The organism is Flavobacteriales bacterium, assembly GCA_029248105.1.
Taxonomy (GTDB): domain Bacteria; phylum Bacteroidota; class Bacteroidia; order Flavobacteriales; family UBA7312; genus UBA8444.
In genome coordinates, this window is record JAQWJZ010000018.1 from 25,019 (window position 1) to 44,150 (window position 19,132).

26 protein-coding genes are annotated in these 19,132 nt (G+C 36.5%); 12 read left to right on the forward strand and 14 right to left on the reverse strand.

Going from position 1 to position 19,132, the window contains the following annotated elements; genetic code table 11:
• Nucleotides 1-19 precede the first annotated feature (19 nt).
• The 9 genes from P8I29_03090 to P8I29_03130 all read left to right on the forward strand — a co-directional run bounded on the left by P8I29_03090 (nt 20) and on the right by P8I29_03130 (nt 6,638).
• Nucleotides 20-916 (forward strand): cytochrome c oxidase subunit 3, encoded by an 897-nt coding sequence (locus P8I29_03090; GenBank protein ID MDG1916781.1) that lies wholly within the window; start codon nt 20-22, stop codon nt 914-916.
• 24 nt (nt 917-940) lie between these two features.
• Entirely contained in the window at nt 941-1,258 is a 318-nt protein-coding gene (locus tag P8I29_03095; protein ID MDG1916782.1) for a cytochrome C oxidase subunit IV family protein, read from the forward strand.
• Nucleotides 1,259-1,261: 3 nt separating this feature from the next.
• On the forward strand, nt 1,262-1,948 hold the full coding sequence (locus tag P8I29_03100) for an SCO family protein (GenBank protein ID MDG1916783.1): 687 nt from the start codon (nt 1,262-1,264) through the stop codon (nt 1,946-1,948).
• On the forward strand, nt 1,932-2,468 hold the full coding sequence (locus P8I29_03105) for a DUF420 domain-containing protein (protein ID MDG1916784.1): 537 nt from the start codon (nt 1,932-1,934) through the stop codon (nt 2,466-2,468). The genes P8I29_03100 and P8I29_03105 overlap by 17 nt, the downstream gene beginning before the upstream one ends.
• 10 nt (nt 2,469-2,478) lie before the next feature.
• Entirely contained in the window at nt 2,479-2,703 is a 225-nt protein-coding gene (locus P8I29_03110; protein ID MDG1916785.1) for a hypothetical protein, read from the forward strand.
• A 29-nt stretch (nt 2,704-2,732) separates the two neighbouring features.
• Nucleotides 2,733-4,097: a TolC family protein gene (locus P8I29_03115; GenBank protein MDG1916786.1), complete on the forward strand. Its 1,365-nt coding sequence runs from the start codon at nt 2,733-2,735 to the stop codon at nt 4,095-4,097.
• Nucleotides 4,098-4,100: 3 nt separating this feature from the next.
• On the forward strand, nt 4,101-5,387 hold the full coding sequence (locus P8I29_03120; protein MDG1916787.1) for an efflux RND transporter periplasmic adaptor subunit: 1,287 nt from the start codon (nt 4,101-4,103) through the stop codon (nt 5,385-5,387).
• A 3-nt stretch (nt 5,388-5,390) separates the two neighbouring features.
• Nucleotides 5,391-6,059 (forward strand): tRNA (adenosine(37)-N6)-threonylcarbamoyltransferase complex dimerization subunit type 1 TsaB, encoded by a 669-nt coding sequence (gene tsaB / locus P8I29_03125; GenBank protein ID MDG1916788.1) that lies wholly within the window; start codon nt 5,391-5,393, stop codon nt 6,057-6,059.
• A gap of 213 nt (nt 6,060-6,272) precedes the next feature.
• Complete coding sequence (locus P8I29_03130; GenBank protein MDG1916789.1) at nt 6,273-6,638, forward strand: DCC1-like thiol-disulfide oxidoreductase family protein; 366 nt, start codon at nt 6,273-6,275, stop codon at nt 6,636-6,638.
• Here the strand turns inward: P8I29_03130 and P8I29_03135 are convergent.
• From P8I29_03135 to P8I29_03180, 10 genes are all read right to left on the reverse strand, one after another.
• A complete protein-coding gene (locus P8I29_03135; GenBank protein ID MDG1916790.1) occupies nt 6,631-7,128 on the reverse strand; it encodes a hypothetical protein in 498 nt (165 codons plus the stop codon). The genes P8I29_03130 and P8I29_03135 overlap by 8 nt on opposite strands.
• A gap of 24 nt (nt 7,129-7,152) precedes the next feature.
• Nucleotides 7,153-7,500 carry a hypothetical protein gene (locus P8I29_03140; GenBank protein MDG1916791.1) on the reverse strand — a complete coding sequence of 116 codons (348 nt, stop codon included), beginning with the start codon at nt 7,498-7,500 and terminating at the stop codon, nt 7,153-7,155.
• A 38-nt stretch (nt 7,501-7,538) separates the two neighbouring features.
• Complete coding sequence (locus tag P8I29_03145) at nt 7,539-9,560, reverse strand: thioredoxin domain-containing protein (protein ID MDG1916792.1); 2,022 nt, start codon at nt 9,558-9,560, stop codon at nt 7,539-7,541.
• A 168-nt stretch (nt 9,561-9,728) separates the two neighbouring features.
• Entirely contained in the window at nt 9,729-11,117 is a 1,389-nt protein-coding gene (locus P8I29_03150; protein ID MDG1916793.1) for a dipeptidase, read from the reverse strand.
• A 2-nt stretch (nt 11,118-11,119) separates the two neighbouring features.
• Nucleotides 11,120-12,634: a 2,3-bisphosphoglycerate-independent phosphoglycerate mutase gene (gene gpmI, locus P8I29_03155; protein ID MDG1916794.1), complete on the reverse strand. Its 1,515-nt coding sequence runs from the start codon at nt 12,632-12,634 to the stop codon at nt 11,120-11,122.
• A 60-nt stretch (nt 12,635-12,694) separates the two neighbouring features.
• Nucleotides 12,695-13,132: a hypothetical protein gene (locus P8I29_03160; GenBank protein MDG1916795.1), complete on the reverse strand. Its 438-nt coding sequence runs from the start codon at nt 13,130-13,132 to the stop codon at nt 12,695-12,697.
• Nucleotides 13,133-13,153: 21 nt separating this feature from the next.
• Complete coding sequence (locus P8I29_03165; protein MDG1916796.1) at nt 13,154-13,630, reverse strand: DNA starvation/stationary phase protection protein; 477 nt, start codon at nt 13,628-13,630, stop codon at nt 13,154-13,156.
• Between the two features lie 11 nt (nt 13,631-13,641).
• Nucleotides 13,642-13,899 (reverse strand): hypothetical protein, encoded by a 258-nt coding sequence (locus P8I29_03170; protein ID MDG1916797.1) that lies wholly within the window; start codon nt 13,897-13,899, stop codon nt 13,642-13,644.
• Nucleotides 13,860-14,159 (reverse strand): cytochrome b/b6 domain-containing protein, encoded by a 300-nt coding sequence (locus P8I29_03175; GenBank protein MDG1916798.1) that lies wholly within the window; start codon nt 14,157-14,159, stop codon nt 13,860-13,862. Before P8I29_03175 ends, P8I29_03170 begins: the two co-directional genes overlap by 40 nt.
• A 26-nt stretch (nt 14,160-14,185) precedes the next feature.
• Nucleotides 14,186-14,563: a hypothetical protein gene (locus P8I29_03180; GenBank protein ID MDG1916799.1), complete on the reverse strand. Its 378-nt coding sequence runs from the start codon at nt 14,561-14,563 to the stop codon at nt 14,186-14,188.
• Between the two features lie 117 nt (nt 14,564-14,680).
• Between P8I29_03180 and P8I29_03185 the strand changes: the two genes are divergently transcribed.
• From P8I29_03185 to P8I29_03195, 3 genes are read left to right on the forward strand one after another with little or no spacing between them, the layout of a single operon-like run.
• Nucleotides 14,681-15,808, forward strand: a complete 1,128-nt coding sequence (locus P8I29_03185; protein MDG1916800.1) for a porin — start codon at nt 14,681-14,683, stop codon at nt 15,806-15,808.
• Nucleotides 15,809-15,843: 35 nt separating this feature from the next.
• Nucleotides 15,844-16,347, forward strand: a complete 504-nt coding sequence (locus tag P8I29_03190) for an FMN-binding protein (GenBank protein ID MDG1916801.1) — start codon at nt 15,844-15,846, stop codon at nt 16,345-16,347.
• Nucleotides 16,348-16,836 (forward strand): hypothetical protein, encoded by a 489-nt coding sequence (locus P8I29_03195; GenBank protein MDG1916802.1) that lies wholly within the window; start codon nt 16,348-16,350, stop codon nt 16,834-16,836.
• Here P8I29_03195 and P8I29_03200 read toward each other — a convergent pair.
• Genes P8I29_03200 through P8I29_03215 form a run of 4 tightly spaced genes read right to left on the reverse strand, consistent with a single transcriptional unit; the run spans nt 16,833 to nt 19,130 of the window.
• Nucleotides 16,833-17,282 carry a sterol desaturase family protein gene (locus P8I29_03200; GenBank protein MDG1916803.1) on the reverse strand — a complete coding sequence of 150 codons (450 nt, stop codon included), beginning with the start codon at nt 17,280-17,282 and terminating at the stop codon, nt 16,833-16,835. The two genes, P8I29_03195 and P8I29_03200, sit on opposite strands and share 4 nt — an antisense overlap.
• Nucleotides 17,283-17,291: 9 nt before the next feature.
• A complete protein-coding gene (gene idi, locus P8I29_03205; protein ID MDG1916804.1) occupies nt 17,292-17,831 on the reverse strand; it encodes an isopentenyl-diphosphate Delta-isomerase in 540 nt (179 codons plus the stop codon).
• Complete coding sequence (locus P8I29_03210) at nt 17,803-18,255, reverse strand: hypothetical protein (GenBank protein MDG1916805.1); 453 nt, start codon at nt 18,253-18,255, stop codon at nt 17,803-17,805. The genes idi and P8I29_03210 overlap by 29 nt, the downstream gene beginning before the upstream one ends.
• Before the next feature lie 35 nt (nt 18,256-18,290).
• The gene (locus P8I29_03215; GenBank protein ID MDG1916806.1) at nt 18,291-19,130 is read right to left on the reverse strand and encodes a phytoene/squalene synthase family protein; all 840 of its coding nucleotides are present in this window, start codon (nt 19,128-19,130) and stop codon (nt 18,291-18,293) included.
• Nucleotides 19,131-19,132 lie beyond the last annotated feature (2 nt).

Genomic DNA, 19,132 nt, shown 5'->3' on the forward strand with positions numbered 1-19,132 from the left:
TTTTTCAAACCAAGAAAAAATGGCAGACATTACAACAAATGAAAAACAAGCATGGTCGGGAGGGGACAGACCTTTTGCGGCAAGCTACGGTAAGCTAATGATGTGGTTCTTCCTCGTATCAGATGCACTTACTTTCTCCGGATTTTTATGCGCTTATGGCTTTATGCGTTTCAAATATGCAGACGTTTGGCCTATTGCAGAAGATGTGTTTACACACTTTCCTTTCTTACATGGCGATCACCCCTTATTGTTTGTTGCACTGATGACCTTTATTCTTATTATGAGTTCTGTAACTATGGTACTCGCAGTAAATGAAGGGCACAAAAACAACAAAAACAAAGTTATCCTATGGATGGGGCTTACTATTTTTGGAGGAATAACATTCTTAGGTTCTCAAGCATGGGAGTGGGGACACTTCATTCATGGCGACAGAGGAGGAATAGAGCTTAGCAACCACGATATAGTACACGTTGTAGATGCAGACGCACACTTTTATTCTATCTATGATTTAGTAGGTGTTGATTCTTATGCCGATGATGTAAACATTACTATTAACGATGTGAAAAGTGCATTGTTAGCAGATACACAATACGGTATCAGATTAGCCGACAAATCGGTAGTTAGTGGTGAGGCTATAACAGCCTATCTAAATAATGCAGAAGTTGTTTTAGGAGCTAACCTTGTTAGAAACGAGTATGGTCACCAATTATTTGCCAATTTCTTTTATTTCATTACTGGATTTCACGGCTTCCACGTATTTAGTGGTGTAGTGATTCTTATTGTCATATTCATTAACGTTATAAAAGGCACTTACGAAAGAAGAGGGCATTATGAGATGGTTGAGAAAGTTGGTCTTTATTGGCACTTTGTCGATTTAGTTTGGGTCTTTGTATTTACCTTTTTCTATTTAGTATAAAACAAACATTTTAAATATATAATTATGTCAGAGCAAACAGGAACTTGGTGGATTTGGAGAGTATTTTGGATTCTTCTAATCGTTACAGCTGTTGAGGTTATATTAGGAATAATCAAACCTGCAGTACTTACAGACAACATCTTTTTAGGTACTACTCTTTTGAATTTAATTTTCATCATTCTTACTATTATTAAGGCAGCTTATATTGTAATGGAATTCATGCACTTAGGACATGAAGTCAAAGGCTTAAAGCTAAGCATACTTCTACCTGCTGTTGTCCTAATTCCTTATTTAGTATTTATTCTTTTGGTAGAAGGTCACTATATTTTTGGAATACTATAATATATGAAGAAATACAAAGGTATATTAGCGATATTAATTCTGATTTTACCTACGGCTATTTATGTGTTTCTAACTTATGGAAAACACAATTTCACACACTTGCCCTATGTAGGTCCACAAACCGATTCTACTTACCATAGTATTCCTGATTTTTCTTTTGTCAATCAGTTTTCTGATACGGTTAGTCAGTCCGATTATGAAGGTAATATTTACCTTGCAAATTTTGTATTTACGACTTGCCCAACAATTTGTCCTGTAATGACCTACAACATGCGTCGCATACAGCAAAAGATGGCGCTGTACCCTAACTTTAAGATACTATCTCACTCGGTTTTTCCAGAATACGACACGCCAGAAGTATTACTCCAATATGCCAATGATATGGAAGCCGATTTATCCAATTGGAACTTTGTAACAGGCGATAGAAATGAGATTTATTCTATAGCTTCTTCATACTTTGTAAATGTTATGGAAGATAGCGCCGCCGCAGGTGGTTTTTTACATTCGGAATATTTTGTTTTAGTCGATAAAGAAGGTCGCATAAGAGCTAGAGAAGACGATAACGGAAATAATATTGGTGTTTATGATGGCACTAGTGATTATGAAGTTAATTTGCTAATAGACGATATCAAAGTACTGATGGCAGAATATAATTTGGCTAAGAAAGACAAAAATGAATCAAAACGATAAATTTTATATCCCTTTAATCGTTGCCCTTTCGGTAATTATACCAATTGCAGTAGCGGCTTTAATGCTTTTGCCTGACGATTTGCGTGTATCTTTTGGCGGTGCTGATTTGCGTTCCTTGCCTTTTTTTCACGCTGTCCTTAATGGTTCTACTGCTGTATTGTTGTTTGTTGGTTTTGTTTGGATAAAGAATAAAAAAATTGCTCTTCATCGTATTGCTATGATGAGTGCTTTTATTTTGTCAGCTATTTTCTTAGTATCATATGTTATTTCTAAACTATCCAATGCGCCAACACCTTACGAAGGTGAAGGTTGGTTAAGACCGACATATTTTTTTATACTTATTTCACACATTATACTTTCTATTCCTGTACTTCCTTTGGCGTTATTAGCCATTTATAGAGGCATTACTGGAGAGTATCAAAAGCATGTAAAAATTGTCAAATGGACTTTTCCTATTTGGATGTATGTCGCTATTACAGGGGTATTGGTATATATTTTTATGATACCATATTATGCTTAAATTTGTACCTATGAAAAGAATGTTAATCCTAGTCTTATTTTTAGTTGCTGTAGCAGCAGATACCTATGCTCAGTGTGCTATGTGCAAGTCTGTTGTAGAAAGCAATATAGACGGAGGTTCTTCTATTGGTTCTGGTCTGAACGACGGTATTTTATATTTGATGGCAATGCCTTATTTAGCCTTAGGTATCATCGCTTTTGCATGGCTACGTTACAATAAACGTGTCAAAGCATAGTTAATCAAATTAACTATATCTTTGATGATATGAAAAGAACCCTATTTTTTCTTTGTTTTGTTTTAAGCGCTACGGCTATTTTTGGGCAAAAGACTTGGTCTTTAGAAGATTGTTTGCGTTATGCTCAAGACAATAATATGACCATTAAAAAGGCCTATCTCAATACAGAAATTTCTAAGCAAAACTATTTTCAATCAAAGATGGCTTTATTGCCAAACCTCAATGGTAATGTTTCAGACAACACCAATTTTGGTCGAAATATTGACCCCGTAACCAATCAGATTAACATAGACAGAGTACGTAATAATAATTTTAGTTTGAGTTCATCTGTTACGTTGTTCAATGGTTTTCAGAATATCAATTCTATAAGAAAGAGCAATTTCGACTATCTATCTTCAAAATACGATGCCGAAAAGATAGCTAATGATATATCAGTTAATATAGTGACTGCCTATTTGCAATTGCTGTATAATTCGGATTTGGTAGAAGTTAATGAACAGAAAGTAAGTATTTCTGAATTGCAGGTAGAACGTATTTCAAAGATGGTAGAAGTGGGCAGTCTTCCCAAAGGAGATTTGTTAAATACGGAATCACAAAAAGCTCAAGAAGAATTGCAGCTTATCAATGCCCAAAACCAAAGAGACATAGCCAAATTGAATTTAATGCAGCTTTTAGATTTGCCCGTTTCGGAGTCTTTTGCCATTGCTCAACTTAATGTTGAGGTAGATGAAAATTATAATTCTCTAGCTAACGATGCTATTTATTCTCTTGCTGTTGAAAGCTTACCAGAGGTTAAAAGTGCAGAGACCAAGCTCAAAAGTTCAGAGCGTTCTTTAGCCATTTCGCAAGGGATAAGAAGCCCTCGTTTAAGCATGTCTGCTAGTGTAGGGACTGCCTATTCGGATGCTAGCAAGCGTTTAGCTCCATACGATTCATTAGCTTTGCCATTAACACCTGTCTATGAAGACTATCCTTTTCAAGATCAATTTGACGACAATGTGAATCAGTCCATAAGTTTGAGTTTGAGTATTCCTATATTTAACAATTGGCAAGCCAATGCCTCCGTTAGTAAAGCTAAGATTGGTGTTCTACAAGCTGAATACGGTTTGCAAGAGGCCAAAAACAATTTGAGGAAAACCATAGAACAAGCTCAGAATGACGCCCTATCGGCACAAAAAAAATACATAGCGAGTAAAAAGTCTGTGGAATATCAGCAAGAATCTTTTCAGTACACACAAGATAAGTACGATTTGCAACTGCTGAATTCTTACGATTATAATAACGCTAAAAACACCCTTTTTAGAGCTGAAACAGATTTGTTACAGTCCAAATACGATTACCTATTTAAAACCAAGATGTTGGATTTTTATATGGGCAAACCACTTACATTTTAAATTATGATAGTATTTATTCTCTTCATTGTTTCAGGTATTTTATTGTTCTATTTCGGCAAGAAAAAAGAACGCCGTTCAATGCGTATTTCTGGAATTTCTTTATTTGTTTTAGGTCTTTTATTACTTATTGCTAAATCTGCAGGTTGGATCTCTTCAGAAGAAGGTATTAGCATACAAACCACACTGGTAGATCAGAAAACCATTATTCAGACCGTTTCGGCAAGTGGTAAAATACAACCTGAAGTAGAAGTTAAAATTTCTCCTGACGTTTCTGGCGAAATAGTTCAGCTATATATTATGGAAGGTGACCAAGTTGAAAAAGGCGATTTGTTATTAAAGATAAAACCCGACACTTACCAATCCATACTGGACAGGAGTAAAGCTGCACTAAACACTTCTAAGTCGGCACTTGCTAAAGCCAAAGCTCAATTGATAGAAAGCCAAGCTAACTTTAATAGAAACCAGACGCTTTTTAATAAGGGCACCATTTCTCAGTCAGAATTTGAGAAAGTACAAGCTTCTTATACCGTAGCTCAGCTTAATGTAGAAGATGGTGAGTATGCGGTGACAAGTGCTGAAGCGTCCTTGAAGGAAGCCCAAGAGAATTTGAATAAGACAAATATCTACGCTCCTATTAGTGGTACTATTTCTCGTCTTAATGTAGAGTTAGGAGAGCGAGTAGTAGGAACAGCACAAATGGCTGGTACAGAATTGTTGCGTTTGGCCAATTTGAATAGAATGGAAGTAGCTGTTGAGGTCAACGAGAACGATATCAATAGCGTAAATTTAGGTGATACGGCTATTATTGAAGTCGATGCTTTTCTAGGAGAAAAGTATAAGGGATTGGTGTCAGAAATTGCCAATTCGGCTAATGTCACAGGGGCGAGTGCCGACCAAGTGACTAATTTTGAGGTTAAGGTGCGTATTATAAAGGCGGTTAATTTCAGACCTGGCATGACGGCCACAGTCGATATACAATCCCAACGTGCCAAAGACGTTTTGGCTTTGCCTATACAAGCTGTTACTACCAGAAAAGATACGGCTGGTGGCGATGAAAAAATAGAATGCGTTTTTGAATACCAAGAAGGCATAGCTAAAATGATTGTCGTTCAAACAGGCATACAAGACGATGAATATATACAAATCCTTTCAGGAGTTAAAGACAGTATGGAAATTGTCAAAGGGCCTTACAGCGCAGTCTCTCGATTAATTAAGGATGGTTCTTACCTTGCTAAGGCGGATGGAAGCTATGAATCCAAAGGCAGTAGTATTTCTATAAGCGTAAATTAAACAATGGCATTGATTTTATGTATAGAAACAGCTACCAAAAGTTGCTCCATTGCTTTGGCGAAACAGGGGCAATTGTTGGGCTGCAAAGAAAGTGTTTCTGAAAACTATTCTCATTCCGAACAACTTACGGTTTTTATTGAAGATTTACTCCAAGAGCATAAACTCTCGGTTAAAGATTTGGATGCCATTGCTATCAGTTCAGGACCGGGTTCTTATACCGGTTTGCGCATAGGTGCATCTACAGCTAAGGGCTTGTGCTACGCTTTAAACATTCCTTTGATAGCCATTTCCACTTTGGAAGCTATGGCACAACTTATGGCCGAACAGCACAGCGACAAAACACTTTGTCCTATGATTGACGCTAGACGCATGGAGGTGTATTGCGCTTTGTTTGGTACAGACCAATCTACAGAAGTACAGGCTAAAGTGATTGATGAGGCTTCCTTTTCTCAAGAGTTAGAACAAGGCTCGATTTTATTTTTTGGCGATGGGGCAGACAAGTGCCAAGAAACCCTAACACACCCCAACGCTCATTTTGAGTTAGGCATTTACCCTTCGGCAAAAGGAATGATTGCTTTAGCACATCACCAATACCAACAACAGAACTTTGAAGATGTGGCTTATTTTGTGCCTTTTTATCTTAAAGAGTTTGTGGCTGGGGTGAAGAAGTAACACACCCCTGATAACTGCGTTTTCTGTCCCCTCTCAAGAGGGGAGTAATTCATCGTTTAGTGTATAGACTTCACTTTTTTTGTAGCGGAAGTATTTCATAAATCTCCCCTCTTGAGAGGGGATAGTTTTGCAATGCAAAACAGGGGTGTGTCTTTCACAATCCACACATAAAACAAGAATGCGGTTACATTCCTTTTCTCTATTTTTGCACCGATGAGTTCTTTATCCATTTACATCGACTCTTGGTGTCCTATGTGTGTTCGTTTTGGGTCTTGGCTCAAGCGTTTGGATATCTTCAACGGTATCCGTCAAGCCGATATACGAACATATGAAGGTACAGCCATTTCGAAAGAAAAAGGCTTACAACAAATAGCTTCTATCAATAGACATTCTCGTGTCTTTTATGGTTACGATAGCATTTGGCAAATCGTAGTCAGATTGCCCCTATTGTGGGTGTTTGTACCTGTCTTTTTCATTTTAAAAGTGAGTCGGCTAGGGCATTGGGCTTATAAGGAATTGGCTATTAAGCGTCAGATTATTCCTTTGCATTGTAAGGAAGAAGACTGCCGCCCTAACTAGCGTTTTGGGCTTTCTTCATGGCCTTTTCTAAAGCTTTGTGGTCTTGGCTACCAAAAAGCACTTTTCTGCCATTGCTCAACTCCAATTGTAAGCCTTTATCCCCACTCACATTGTAGGCCTTACTTTCAAAACCGAAACGTATGCCCCAGCCTCCAAACTCTTTGAGGGGAGAATAGGTTCTAGCTTTGAAATTAGTGATGTCTTCAAAAGGAATAAGCCTTTCTTTGAAGTGAACGGGAAAAAACTGATAGTGCAAACCCTCTTTGCTAACCCTTAGTTTGAGCTTCATAAACCAAAATAGAACGGGCAATCCCAAGCCTACAATTAATGAAAAGCTAATGAGTCCTTCGTCACTGAGGGGGTTATCGCCAATGGCATTGCCCATCATCACTTGTTGGTACAGGCCGTACAAGGAAAAAGCAGGAAAAAATAAAAGGACTAGCCAGAGCAGTTTTTGTCTAAAATATTGTTCTTCTTTGAAATAGGTCATAATCCTCAAAAATAAGATTAAATCTTATTTTAATGAATCACTTCTAGAAAGATTATTTTCAATTTCTTCTTGACTTAATTTATCCATGAAAACTTGAAATTTCCTTTCACTACTTCTATCTTTACTGTCTGCCGACCATGATACGTGAACAACCTTTAAATCTTCCTCACCATCCAATTGTATTGTCTTTGACGCTTTACCATAAAGGATGTCTTTATCGATTTGATCATCAGCATAATCCATCATTTCATTAATAATTTCGAATTCTTGGTCATCTGAATTGGAGGAGTTCTTTTCACATTCAGACTGTGTGCAGCTTTGAAAGCTAAAAGATAGAATGAGTACAACTACTAAGTGTTGGATTTTTTTCATGATTTTAAGTTTTAATTATTATGCAAAACTAATAAAAATCAGGGCATTAATTCAAAGGCTTGTTTAACATCTGTAGTGGGTAGCTGACAGCTTTTGTTTTGACAGATGTAAATGGTAGTCTGACCAGCTATCATTTTGTTTTTTAATAAAGGTAAATCACTTTCTTTGTCGCTTCCTAATATTAAACTATTAGGCTGATAGTTTTCTTGCAAATCCATCGATTTTTCAAGGGCATCAGTTCCTACAATTGCAATTTCGTAAAAGGGTGCTACTTGTTTGAGCATCAAATTAGCCCAATTGGAATAGCCCGAACCGTAAGAGGGCATATCGTTTTTTATATTGTTAAGTTGCACTTTAGCCATATTCAAATAGTCGCTATCGTTCAAAAGCTGACCCAATACAAAGAGGTTGTTCGCCATGACGGAGGAGGAGGCTGGAATGACATTATCGTTGATTTCCATTTTTCGTGCAACCAATGGTGCATCTTCATCCGAAGTGAAATAAAACATTCCGCTTTGACTGTCGTAAAAATGAGTTTTGCAATAGTCCATTAATACTTGTGCTTGACTGAGCCATTGCTCGTCAAAAGTAGCTTGATACAAACGGATAAAAGCTTCAATGGTAAAGGCGTAATCCTCCAAGAAAGCGTTGATACTGGACTTGCCGTCTTTATAAGAATGCCATAAAGAATTATCGCTTCGCCACTGTTTATCTATGATGAATGCGGCATTCTTTAAGGCTTTGTTTAAGTAGCCTTTGCGCCCCAAAGCTAGATATGCATCGGTATAGGCTTTGCACATGAGTGCATTCCAAGAGGTTAAGGATTTGTCGTCTAAAGCCGGTCGAATCCGTTCTTCTCTCTCGCTCAGTAGTTGCCTTTGCCAAGATTTTACTTTTACTTTCAAAGTTCCGAGATCTATTTTTTCTTTTTCGCAAAAGGCTTCGTCCGTCTGATCCTTGAGTAAGATATAATTGCCGTATTCCCAAAACCCTTTGCTATTGATGTTGTAGTATTTAGCAAAAAGAGAATAATCATCGTCTAGCAAACTTTTCAACTCTTCTTTTTTCCAGACATAAAACTTTCCCTCTACACCCTCGCTATCGGCATCTAAAGCAGAATAAAATGCGCCGTTTTCGTGGCTCAATTCTCTTTCTATAAAAGCAAGGGTTTGTTCCACAACTTCTTTGTACATATCTTCTCCAAAGCAAGAATAGGCTTCGCTATATAAGCTTACCAATTGGGCATTATCATAAAGCATCTTTTCAAAGTGAGGAATTTTCCATAGCTCATCCGTAGAATAACGGGCAAAGCCACCACCCACTTGATCGTAGATGCCACCAAAGGCCATTTTTTCTAAAGTTAGTTGAACATAATCACTGATAAGCTGGTCTTTTTTAAGGTGGGCATATCGCATCAAAAAAGTGTAGTTGTTGGGTATAGGAAACTTGGGCGAACGGTTTGCCCCTCCTTCTTTGTAGTCGAATTGTTTGCTCCATGGCTCAAGCATATTGTCCAAGTCTTGCCACGAGAAAATAGCATCGCTGTTGTTGTAAGCTACCAATTCAGATTGCTGAATACCTGCGGCTAATTTTTCAGCATACTCAATCATATCTTGTGGTCTTTCTTCGTAAAAGTTAGCTACTTGATTGATTTGTTCCATCCATTGCCCCTTAGGAAAATAAGTTCCTCCCCAAACGGGTTTGCCATCTGGCAATGCGATGCAGTTCAGTGGCCACCCTCCTCTTTGCTGCATAAGCTGAACGGCATTCATATACACTTGGTCTATGTCAGGTCGTTCTTCTCGGTCCACCTTAATATTGATGAACCTCTCGTTCATGAGCCTAGCCACTTCTTGGTCTTCAAAACTTTCGTGTTCCATAACGTGACACCAATGACAAGCCGAATAACCTATACTAATGATAAGGAGTTTGCCTTCTTCTTGGGCTTTTTTTAGTGTCTGTTCATTCCAAGGATACCAATCCACTGGATTGTGGGCGTGTTGCAATAAATAGGGACTGCTTTCGTCGACTAAAGCATTGGTATATGGTTGTGTATTCATTTTGGTTGTCTGTCCGTTGCAACTCACTATTAGCACCATTAAAAATAAAATGGAGTAGAAAGTTTTCATCCCCAAATTTAAACTATTTGTAGATCGTTAAATGTTCGTTTGTACTTGCTACTCATGATTTGAATTTACAATTGAATGAACAATTAGGCACATTTAAAACTATTGGTTTAACTCTTTAAATTTGGTAAAAAAGTGTGGAATAGTTTCGATTCCTTTGAAATAATTGAATAAACCGTAATGCTCATTAGGAGAGTGGATAGCGTCACTGTCTAAGCCAAATCCCATAAGTATAGATTTTACACCCAGTTCTTGTTCAAACAAGGCTACAATAGGAATACTCCCACCACTTCTTACTGGCACTGGTTTTTTGCCATAGGTTGCTTCCATAGCAGCACTAGCAGCTAAGTAAGCAGGACTGTCTGTAGGTGCTACATAAGGTTCGCCTCCATGGTGTGGGCGCACATCTACTTTAACACTTTTCGGAGCGATTTTCTTAAAATGGTCTTCAAACATTTTGGTGATTTCTGCATCACTCTGATTGGGGACAAGACGCATGGAGATTTTAGCAAATGCCTTAGATGCAATAACTGTTTTAGCACCTTCGCCGGTATAACCTCCCCACATGCCATTGACATCAAGGGTAGGGCGAATGCCTGTTCTTTCCATAGTGCTATAGCCTTCTTCACCATGAATATCGCTAAGGTCTAGTGCTTTCTTATAGTGATCTAGTGAGAAAGGTGCTCGTGCCATGTCTTCCCTTTCTTGTGCTGATAATTCAACCACTTTGTCATAAAAGCCAGGAATGCTTATATGATTGTTTTCATCTTTTAAAGAGGCTATCATTTCACACAATACATTGATAGGATTGGCTACAGCTCCACCGTATAGTCCAGAATGTAAATCTCGGTTCGGACCTGTAACTTCTACTTCAACATAGCTCAAGCCTTTGAGACCTGTTGTAATAGAAGGGGTGTCGTTAGCAATAATGCCAGTATCGGAAATAAGTATAGCATCACACTCCAAACGTTCTTTGTTGGCTTTCACAAAGTCGCCCAAATTATCAGAGCCTACTTCTTCTTCACCTTCAATCATAAACTTAACATTACAAGCTAAGGTGTTGGTTTGCATCATCAACTCAAATGCTTTGACGTGCATAAACATTTGCCCTTTGTCATCGCAAGCCCCACGAGCAAAAATTGCGCCATCAGGGTGTATGTCTGTCGTTTTGATTACGGGTTCAAAGGGTCCGCTTTCCCACAGTTCTAGAGGATCAGCCGGTTGCACATCGTAATGTCCATAAACCAAAACTGTTGGCAGATTAGGGTCTATAATTTTTTCGCCATAGACAATAGGATATCCAGCGGTCTGACATATTTCAACTTTTTCGGCACCAGCTTTTTCCAAATGGTCTCTGACGGATTCGGCACAAGCGTGAACATCCTTACTGTATGCTGGGTCTGCACTAATGGATGGTATTCTAAGCAAATCCATCAATTCATTTACAAATCGGTCTTTATTTTCTTTAATGTATGTGTTAATGTGTTCCATAATTATACTAGGCTATTTCCTGTCATTTCTGGGGGTATGTTTACTCCCAGAAGGGTTAATATTGTTGGGGCTATGTCGCCCAGTTTTCCGTTTTTTATGCTGTCGTAATCAGTATTTAATAAAAAGCAAGGGACTAAGTTCGTAGTGTGGGCTGTGTTGGGGCTACCATCAGTATTAATGGCAAAATCTGCATTACCATGATCAGCAATAATAATAAAGGCGTAATCGCTTTTCAAACCTGCATTAACGACTTCTTTAGTGCATTGGTCAACCGTTTCTACGGCTTTCATAATAGCATTGTAATCGCCAGTATGCCCTACCATATCTGGGTTGGCAAAGTTAAGGCATACAAAGTCGGCAGTGCTGCCCTCTAACTCAGGAACTATTTTGTCCACTACTTCGAGTGCACTCATCTCAGGTTGTAAATCGTAGGTTGCTACTTGAGGTGATTTTGCCATAAGTCGTTTTTCTCCTTCGAATTCGGCTTCTCGTCCTCCTGAAAAGAAGAAAGTAACGTGAGGGTATTTTTCGGTTTCTGCAATACGTATTTGCTTCAGGCCATTTTCGGCAACCACTTGACCTAGCGTATTGTTCAGGTTGTCTTTTTCGAAGATAACATTTACATCTTTGAAGTTTTTATCATACATCGTCATAGTAGTGTAGTGTAAAACTAAGGCCTCCATCTGAAATTCTGTCTTGTCTTCTTGGGTCAGTACGCTAGTGATTTCTCTGCATCTATCTGTTCTAAAGTTGAAGCATATTACAGCATCGCTTTCTTGGATTCTAGCTATTGGGTCATCATTATCATCTACACAGACTATGGGTTTTATAAACTCATCTGTGATATTTGTATTGTAGGAATCTTGTATGCTTTGACAAATGTCTTGTGTCTTTTCACCATGTCCATTGGTCAATAAATCGTATGCTAATTTTATACGTTCCCAACGGTTGTCCCTATCCATGGCGTAATACCTGCCACAAACAGAGGCAATTTTTGCACCGTGAAGGTTGTTCTCTAAGTCTTGTAGAAATCCTTTACCGCTTTTAGGGTCGGTATCTCTGCCGTCGGTAAAAGCGTGAATATAAACCTCTCTTAATCCGGCTTTTTGGGCCAATCGGCACAATTCAAAAAGGTGTTTGGAATGTGAATGTATTCCTCCATCTGAAACTAAACCCATTAGGTGTAAGGGTTTGTTATTTTCTTTTGCATAGTTGAAAGTGGCCTGTAATTTGGGCATACTTTCTAAGGTGTTTTCAGCACATGCTTTGTTGATTTTTGCTAAGTCTTGGTAAACAATACGACCAGCGCCAATGTTGAGGTGACCGACTTCAGAGTTGCCCATTTGCCCCTCTGGTAATCCCACTTCTAAACCGTCAGTTTTAAGTTCTGAATTAGGATAATCGTGGTATAACGAATCGATAAAAGGGGTGTTGGCATGGTGTATAGCATCGGACTTTGTACGGTCACCATGTCCCCAACCATCCAAAATCATTAAAACCGTCTTCTTTCCTCGCATAGTTCACAAAGATAATGGCTTTATCATCAATAATAAAATGAATAAAAGAAAAGATAAAAATTAGTGAAGCCAGTTTTTTGTAATTGCAAATTTTGAAAACCAAACCAAGAAGACCCCATAAACAATGACTATTATTGGCATTATGAGCGTTTCTACTAAACCATAAACTTCAATAGATGAAGTGAAAAATATATTGTAGCTCATTTGAATCAGTATGGCGATTAACGAAATTTTAAATATAGGATGGCTCATTTGTTGTCTTGCTAAAAGCATGATAGAGCCCACAAAACCTGTCAATACTGCAATGGCAAAAACAACACTTACCCATAGGGGAAAACTGTTGTATAAACTTTGTTCTTTTTCTGATAGTAAGGCTAAGGCTTCCTCACTAATAAAAGTATGTCCTACAAATGAAAATATTCCCATAATATTCCATAACAAAGAAACAATTCCAATAATCCAAAACCAACTGGGTAGCTTCTTTTGAAGTGTGTTCATATTTTTTATTTAATAATACATTTATTTTTTAAGGTAAGCCGAATACATCCACACTAATTTTTCTTGTTCTCTTATGTAGTCGCTCATTAAGGCATTAGTTCCTTCGTCTTCTATTTCTCCAGATAATTCTAATATTTGTCTTTGTTTGCTGAGTAAAATAGCGAAAGCGCTCAAAATTTCTTGTAGAGATTTTGGACCATCATTAACTTCGTTAGTTTCTACAATTGCTGTTTTCTCAAGATAAAATGAAAATTTATGATTCGGTTGGTATCCTAAAGTTAAAATACGCTCAGCTATTTCATCAATTTTCACGAACAAATCGTTGTACAACTCTTCAAACTTGAGGTGTAATTCAAAAAATTTATCGCCTTGTACGTTCCAATGGTAGCCTCTCACGTTTTGATACAATACAGTGTAATTTGAAAGTAAATCATTCAGCGAGTTAGCAAGTGTTTGACTTTTTGCAGCATCTAATCCAATAAGGTTTAAGGTAATCATAGTTTTAATTTTTAGGGTAAAATTCGTTTTAGTGTGTTTTCTTTTGTTTTGATATAATGCTTGATTACTCCAGCTATATGGACTAATAATAATATCATGAGAATAAAAGAGGTTATACCGTGCGCTTCAAGAGGTTTGATATTTTCTCTTTGGTTTATGAGTTCAGTATTCTGACTTTCTATAGCATTTATATAGCCACCGCTAAGCATAGTAGCAATTCCGCTTATGGTTATGGAAATAGTAAAATGTAAAAGGTATTGTGAATCCAAATAATCAACTTGTTGTTGATAGGCGATCCTGTTTGTATGTCTTTTGGTCTTTTCTTCGTAAAAAAGAAGTAGGTTCTTATAATAGTCAGTAGAAATACACTTATTCCTAATAGGGCATGGGTTTGTACAAGTCCTAATTTTTCTGTTGTATCCAATCCTGACATATAACTGCCCATTGGAAATAAAATTAAAATCAATACAGTGCTAAGCCAATGAATGGTTATAGTCGTTATATTGTATTTGTTGTTGGATGGTTTCATAGCTTTAGGGTTTAAATGTTTAGAGTTTAGGGGTATAAAAGTTTTTCCAACTCTTTTAATTCTTTAGGGACAATAGAATAGGTTTTGCCTTTGAGTTTGTATTGAATTTTACATATGGTGTCAGAATTCCAAAGCTCTTTGCTTTTGTAGGCGAATACCATTAAGGTATCACCTTTCTGATATTTTTCTGGATTTACGCTGTGCATTAAGGCTTTGCGATATGCCTTGATCTGCTCTATTTGGAAGTTGGCATCGTTGTCAGGAGCAACTACTTGAAAATGATAATTTGTGCCGCTTCCAGTTTCAGGACGCCCACCTACCCAATGCTGGTAAGTCGATGAAATTAATAAATCTTGTGTATTACAAGAAAACAGAATTAAGAAGAAAAATAAGTAGATTTTCATCTGACAAAGGTAACAAAAAAAATCGGTAAATTTTTTTAATAATTTTTCTTATTTAAAATTAGTCTAAATAAAAATAAAGGTCATATATTTGCCGAAACTTTAAATAAACATTTTAAAATGAAACTACATATTTACTTATTAGCTTTAAGTTTTTTGGCTCTTCCAACGCTTAAAGCACAAAATTCGTCTGAAAATATTTTAGGTGGAAAAGAGGGTTTAATTATTGGAGGTTATGGCCAAATTGATGGGAACTTCAATTTGGATAATGACAATAAGATGAATTCTAACGGTAAACTTGATGTTCATCGTTTAGTAACTTTTTTAGGCTATAAATTTAATGACAAAGCTACTTTCGTTTCTGAATTAGAATACGAGCATGTGGTAGAACTTTATGTTGAACAAGCCTTCTTAGATTATAAAATTAAGGATAATATGAGCGTTCAAGCAGGTTTAATGCTTATCCCTATGGGTATCCAAAACCTTTACCATGAGCCTCCAACATTCAATGGTGTTGAACGAACAAATGTAGATAAATACATTGTTCCTACTACTTGGAGAGAGATTGGTGTAGGTCTTAATGGTCGTTTAGATGAGCAATCGATTAATTATCAGTTAATGGTCGTCAATGGTCCATTAGGATACGAAGAGGGTTCTGCTAATTTTAGTGGCAAAAAAGGCCTTAGAGGAGGTCGTCAGAAAGGTGCAGAAGCTACAGTTACGGATTTCGATTTTGCTGGTAGGTTATCTTACTTTGGAATGTTAGGCTGGAATTTTGGAGCATCTTTTTACAAAGGAAACTCAGAAACAACCGACTTTGAAGCAGATTCTACACAAGTTGGTTTAACAATGATGGGTGTCGATGCACGATATAACAATGGTCCATTTCAAGCAAGAGGTCAGTATATTCTAGCTAATCTAGAAAATACGGCAGAGTATAACGCTAAAACTGGTGCTGATTTAGGCTCAAAGTTATTGGGTTATTACCTTGAGGCGGGTTATAATGTTTTAGATGGTAAATCTGAAAATGAGCTTATTGTATTCGGTCGTTATGAGAATTACAATACTCACGAAGAGACAGATGGCTTCGATGCTAATGCTGCTTACGATAGAACAGACAAAACTTTTGGTTTGATGTATAAGTTGAATAAGGGGGCAGCCTTTAAAGCAGATTATCAGTTGAAAAGTAATGAGTCTTCCGTAGAAGAAACAAAACACCTTAACCTTGGCGTTGCCGTTTGGTTCTAATTTTAGATAAATTGGTTAATAAAGTTTATAATCAAATGCATATTCAGAGAGTTATACCTGCTATTATGGTGGGTATACTCTTTTTTGTGTTATGTCCCAAAATAGCATTATCACAGTGGACACCTTCAGATAAAATAGTGTCTAAAGCTGAGCTGACTGTTCAGAAATTATTTAATGTGGATTACCTAAAATCGCCTATCGATATCAGTTCTAATTTTTACGAGTTGAGTAATAACGATAGCGTTATTGGTTATATGTGTTTGCAACAAGCACCTAGTAAGCACGATATGTTTGATTTTTTAGCGGTTTATTCTGCGGATATGCAGTTGCTCAAATTGCAGATTTTAGCATACAGAGAAAATTATGGTGGAGAAATTTCTAATAAGCGTTGGCTCAAACAGTTTTTGACACGCCCTATTGAACAAGTACAAGCTATCTCTGGAGCAACTATTTCTGTTGAATCTATGAAAATGGTCGTATCTTCGCTCACTCAAAAAATGAACGATTGGCATAACACTCAAACTATAACCGATAACTAAATGGATTTCAAACTGCATCAATTACCAAAGTCTTTAAGAATATCGTTATCTGTTTTTTTGCTTACCCTTTCTTTTGGTTATTTTTCAGGTTTAGATTTGTTAAAGCACACCACCGATTATAAGGCGGAAGGGATTCAAGAAAATGTTTTGGGTAACGAATTTGACGAAGAGGCTGAAGAATTGCATTTTAAAATGTCTGAAAGAGAGTTGCAAGGCATTATTCACTCTCACGTCATAACGATTTCTATGTTATTTGCCCTTTTATCTTTTATGGTTTACTTTACTTCATTGCCGTTATACTTCAAGTCTTTTTTAATGATAGAGCCTAACGTGTCACTGGTCGTTACCTTTGGTGGATTATGGCTAATGTGGTTGGGGCATACTTGGATTAAGTATGTCATTATGATATCAGGAATACTGATGCATCTTTCTATGATAATGTTAATTGTAACATTATTATGGCAACTACTTATAAAAAAAGAAAATTAAAGCTTAGCTTCTTTCAAAAACTTTGAAGGAACAATAAGCATTCCAAAACAACTCCCGTTATTTTTAACTAAACTTTTGTGATGTACTTTATGAGCTTTTCTTATGGCTTTAAGATAAGGTATCTTTGTGCGTTTAAATAGTTTTATGCGTTGGTGAATAAAAACTTCGTGTACAATAAAATATGCAAAACCATACAAGGTAATGCCTATACCAATATATAGAAGTGTAGAGCCTAAAATCATAAATATGGCTCCTGGGATGGCAAAAATGAGGAAAAAGGCATCGTTATTTTCTAAAACTCTGTCTTTATTGACTTGGTGATGGTCTTTATGGAGCCTCCATAAGAATCCGTGCATAACATACTTATGAGTTGCCCAAGCGATGAACTCCATCATCCAAAATGTTGAGAAAATAATTAAAATACCTAAACCTAAACCTAAATTCATGGGGAACACTTATGCAATTAAAACTTCTTTTTTGACAGTCGATTTACTTTCTAATACCTTTTCTACACATATCTTAAGCCATGGGGTAAAGGTATTAGGTTTTTCTTTAATTTCTTTCATTAAATTACTCGATTTAATATACCTGTAACCTCCAACTTCTGATGGGTTTGGTTTGGGCTTTTCGTCAGAAAAACCAATGTAAACGTGGTCTAATTCATTTTCAATAAGTCCATTGTCAAAATTAGCCTTATACAGAAAACTAAACGAAAAATATAAGTCACAACTGATACCCATTTCTTCCTTTAGTCGCCTTTCTGCTGCGTGTTTTACCATTTCATTACTTCTTGGGTGACTACATGCTGTATTACTCCAAAGACTAGGAGTATGGTATTTGTGTGAAGCACGTTTTTGAATTAACATTTCACCTTCTGAATTAAAGATAAAAATAGAAATAGCTCTATGTAAAAGTCCTTTTTGGTGGGCTTCTAATTTTCCTATTTTGCCAATAGGCATATCGTTTTTATTTACTAGAATAACTTGTTCTTCCATCATTTAATGATTTGAATATTGGTGTTATAAACTTTTGAAGTTCTTCTGAACTAGTAGAAATAGTTTTGTTTATCAAGTCACTATCTTCTTTCATATTTAACTTGTAATCTAAAAATTGTGGTGTGCCATCTTGTACACAAAATCGTAAAAACCTCAGTTCAATATCTTCTGGATATAGATTAATTACTTTTTCTAATTTTTCTTTACCTTGTTTGAAGGCTTTGAGTTTGTCTAAAGGGTTTATTGAAAACTTACTTTGTAACATTTGCGAAACGGCATAATAGGTATATCGTAAATACTCTGTTTCAATAGAACTGTTTTCTGTTAATTCGAATAGTTTTTTTGCTGCATCTTCATCAAAAGATGCTTCAAGATACAGTTCTCTAATTTGCGAAATACTAAGCTCTTGGGCTTGGCTATTCATTAGGAAAAAGAATAATGTAATAATAAACCAATACCTCATATTAGGTTGAATTGATTTTTCAACATAGACTGAAGCATTAATCCAACCTTATTAGTATTAGGAATTCGGATACGTTCTTCAAGAATTCTAGATGAAGGTAATGACTTTATCTTTCTGAATAAATTGTAGTAATATATGTAAGCTAGATAAACTCCACCTCTTGAGCTTAGCGGTAGTTTTTTAATTCCTCTAAGTGCATCGGCAAAATCAATCTCTATATCATTTTCAATTTTTCTTTTATCTTCTTCTGAAAAATTAACCATATTCACGTCAGGAAAATAGGTTCTTCCTAAGTATGAAAAATCACTATTTGCATCTCTTAAGAAATTCACTTTTTGAAAAGCTGATCCTAAGCTCATAGCGCTAGGCTTTAGTGCTTCATATTGTTCTTCATTGCCATTTACAAATACTTTCAAGCACATTAGACCGACAACTTCGGCTGAGCCTAAGATATATTTATTGTATTTGTCTGTGTCATAACTCTGGAACTCGTCCAAATCCATTTCCATGCTATCTAAAAAGGTATTGATAAGTTCCCATTCTATCTGATAGTCGTTAACTACTTTTTGAAAGCTATTCAAGATAGGATTCAAACTAATTTTAGATTCTATGGCATCAATTGTATCTGCTTTAAACTTATGAAATAAGCGGTGCTTGTCGTAGTCGTGAAAGGTATCCACTATTTCATCGGCAAAACGAACAAATCCATATATCCCATAAATAGGGGCGTGTATTTTTTTGTCTAACGCTTTGATGCCAAAGCTGAAACTTGTGCTGTAAGCTATAGTTGTTAGCTTACTGCATTTATCTGAAACATTGTCAAAAATGTACTTCATAA

Coding starts and splice junctions, on each gene's coding strand:
- P8I29_03150 (MDG1916793.1), bottom strand. CDS start 11,117: ATGGAACACATTAACACATACATTAAAGAAAATAAAGACCGATTTGTA.
- P8I29_03095 (MDG1916782.1), top strand. CDS start 941: ATGTCAGAGCAAACAGGAACTTGGTGGATTTGGAGAGTATTTTGGATT.
- gpmI (MDG1916794.1), bottom strand. CDS start 12,634: ATGCGAGGAAAGAAGACGGTTTTAATGATTTTGGATGGTTGGGGACAT.
- idi (MDG1916804.1), bottom strand. CDS start 17,831: ATGGAAGAACAAGTTATTCTAGTAAATAAAAACGATATGCCTATTGGC.
- P8I29_03215 (MDG1916806.1), bottom strand. CDS start 19,130: ATGAAGTACATTTTTGACAATGTTTCAGATAAATGCAGTAAGCTAACA.
- P8I29_03200 (MDG1916803.1), bottom strand. CDS start 17,282: ATGAATTTAGGTTTAGGTTTAGGTATTTTAATTATTTTCTCAACATTT.
- tsaB (MDG1916788.1), top strand. CDS start 5,391: ATGGCATTGATTTTATGTATAGAAACAGCTACCAAAAGTTGCTCCATT.
- P8I29_03140 (MDG1916791.1), bottom strand. CDS start 7,500: ATGAAAAAAATCCAACACTTAGTAGTTGTACTCATTCTATCTTTTAGC.
- P8I29_03190 (MDG1916801.1), top strand. CDS start 15,844: ATGCATATTCAGAGAGTTATACCTGCTATTATGGTGGGTATACTCTTT.
- P8I29_03135 (MDG1916790.1), bottom strand. CDS start 7,128: ATGACCTATTTCAAAGAAGAACAATATTTTAGACAAAAACTGCTCTGG.
- P8I29_03165 (MDG1916796.1), bottom strand. CDS start 13,630: ATGATTACCTTAAACCTTATTGGATTAGATGCTGCAAAAAGTCAAACA.
- P8I29_03175 (MDG1916798.1), bottom strand. CDS start 14,159: ATGAAACCATCCAACAACAAATACAATATAACGACTATAACCATTCAT.
- P8I29_03090 (MDG1916781.1), top strand. CDS start 20: ATGGCAGACATTACAACAAATGAAAAACAAGCATGGTCGGGAGGGGAC.
- P8I29_03210 (MDG1916805.1), bottom strand. CDS start 18,255: ATGAATAGCCAAGCCCAAGAGCTTAGTATTTCGCAAATTAGAGAACTG.
- P8I29_03185 (MDG1916800.1), top strand. CDS start 14,681: ATGAAACTACATATTTACTTATTAGCTTTAAGTTTTTTGGCTCTTCCA.
- P8I29_03130 (MDG1916789.1), top strand. CDS start 6,273: ATGAGTTCTTTATCCATTTACATCGACTCTTGGTGTCCTATGTGTGTT.
- P8I29_03160 (MDG1916795.1), bottom strand. CDS start 13,132: ATGAACACACTTCAAAAGAAGCTACCCAGTTGGTTTTGGATTATTGGA.
- P8I29_03105 (MDG1916784.1), top strand. CDS start 1,932: ATGAATCAAAACGATAAATTTTATATCCCTTTAATCGTTGCCCTTTCG.
- P8I29_03195 (MDG1916802.1), top strand. CDS start 16,348: ATGGATTTCAAACTGCATCAATTACCAAAGTCTTTAAGAATATCGTTA.
- P8I29_03115 (MDG1916786.1), top strand. CDS start 2,733: ATGAAAAGAACCCTATTTTTTCTTTGTTTTGTTTTAAGCGCTACGGCT.
- P8I29_03110 (MDG1916785.1), top strand. CDS start 2,479: ATGAAAAGAATGTTAATCCTAGTCTTATTTTTAGTTGCTGTAGCAGCA.
- P8I29_03180 (MDG1916799.1), bottom strand. CDS start 14,563: ATGAAAATCTACTTATTTTTCTTCTTAATTCTGTTTTCTTGTAATACA.
- P8I29_03145 (MDG1916792.1), bottom strand. CDS start 9,560: ATGAATACACAACCATATACCAATGCTTTAGTCGACGAAAGCAGTCCC.
- P8I29_03100 (MDG1916783.1), top strand. CDS start 1,262: ATGAAGAAATACAAAGGTATATTAGCGATATTAATTCTGATTTTACCT.
- P8I29_03120 (MDG1916787.1), top strand. CDS start 4,101: ATGATAGTATTTATTCTCTTCATTGTTTCAGGTATTTTATTGTTCTAT.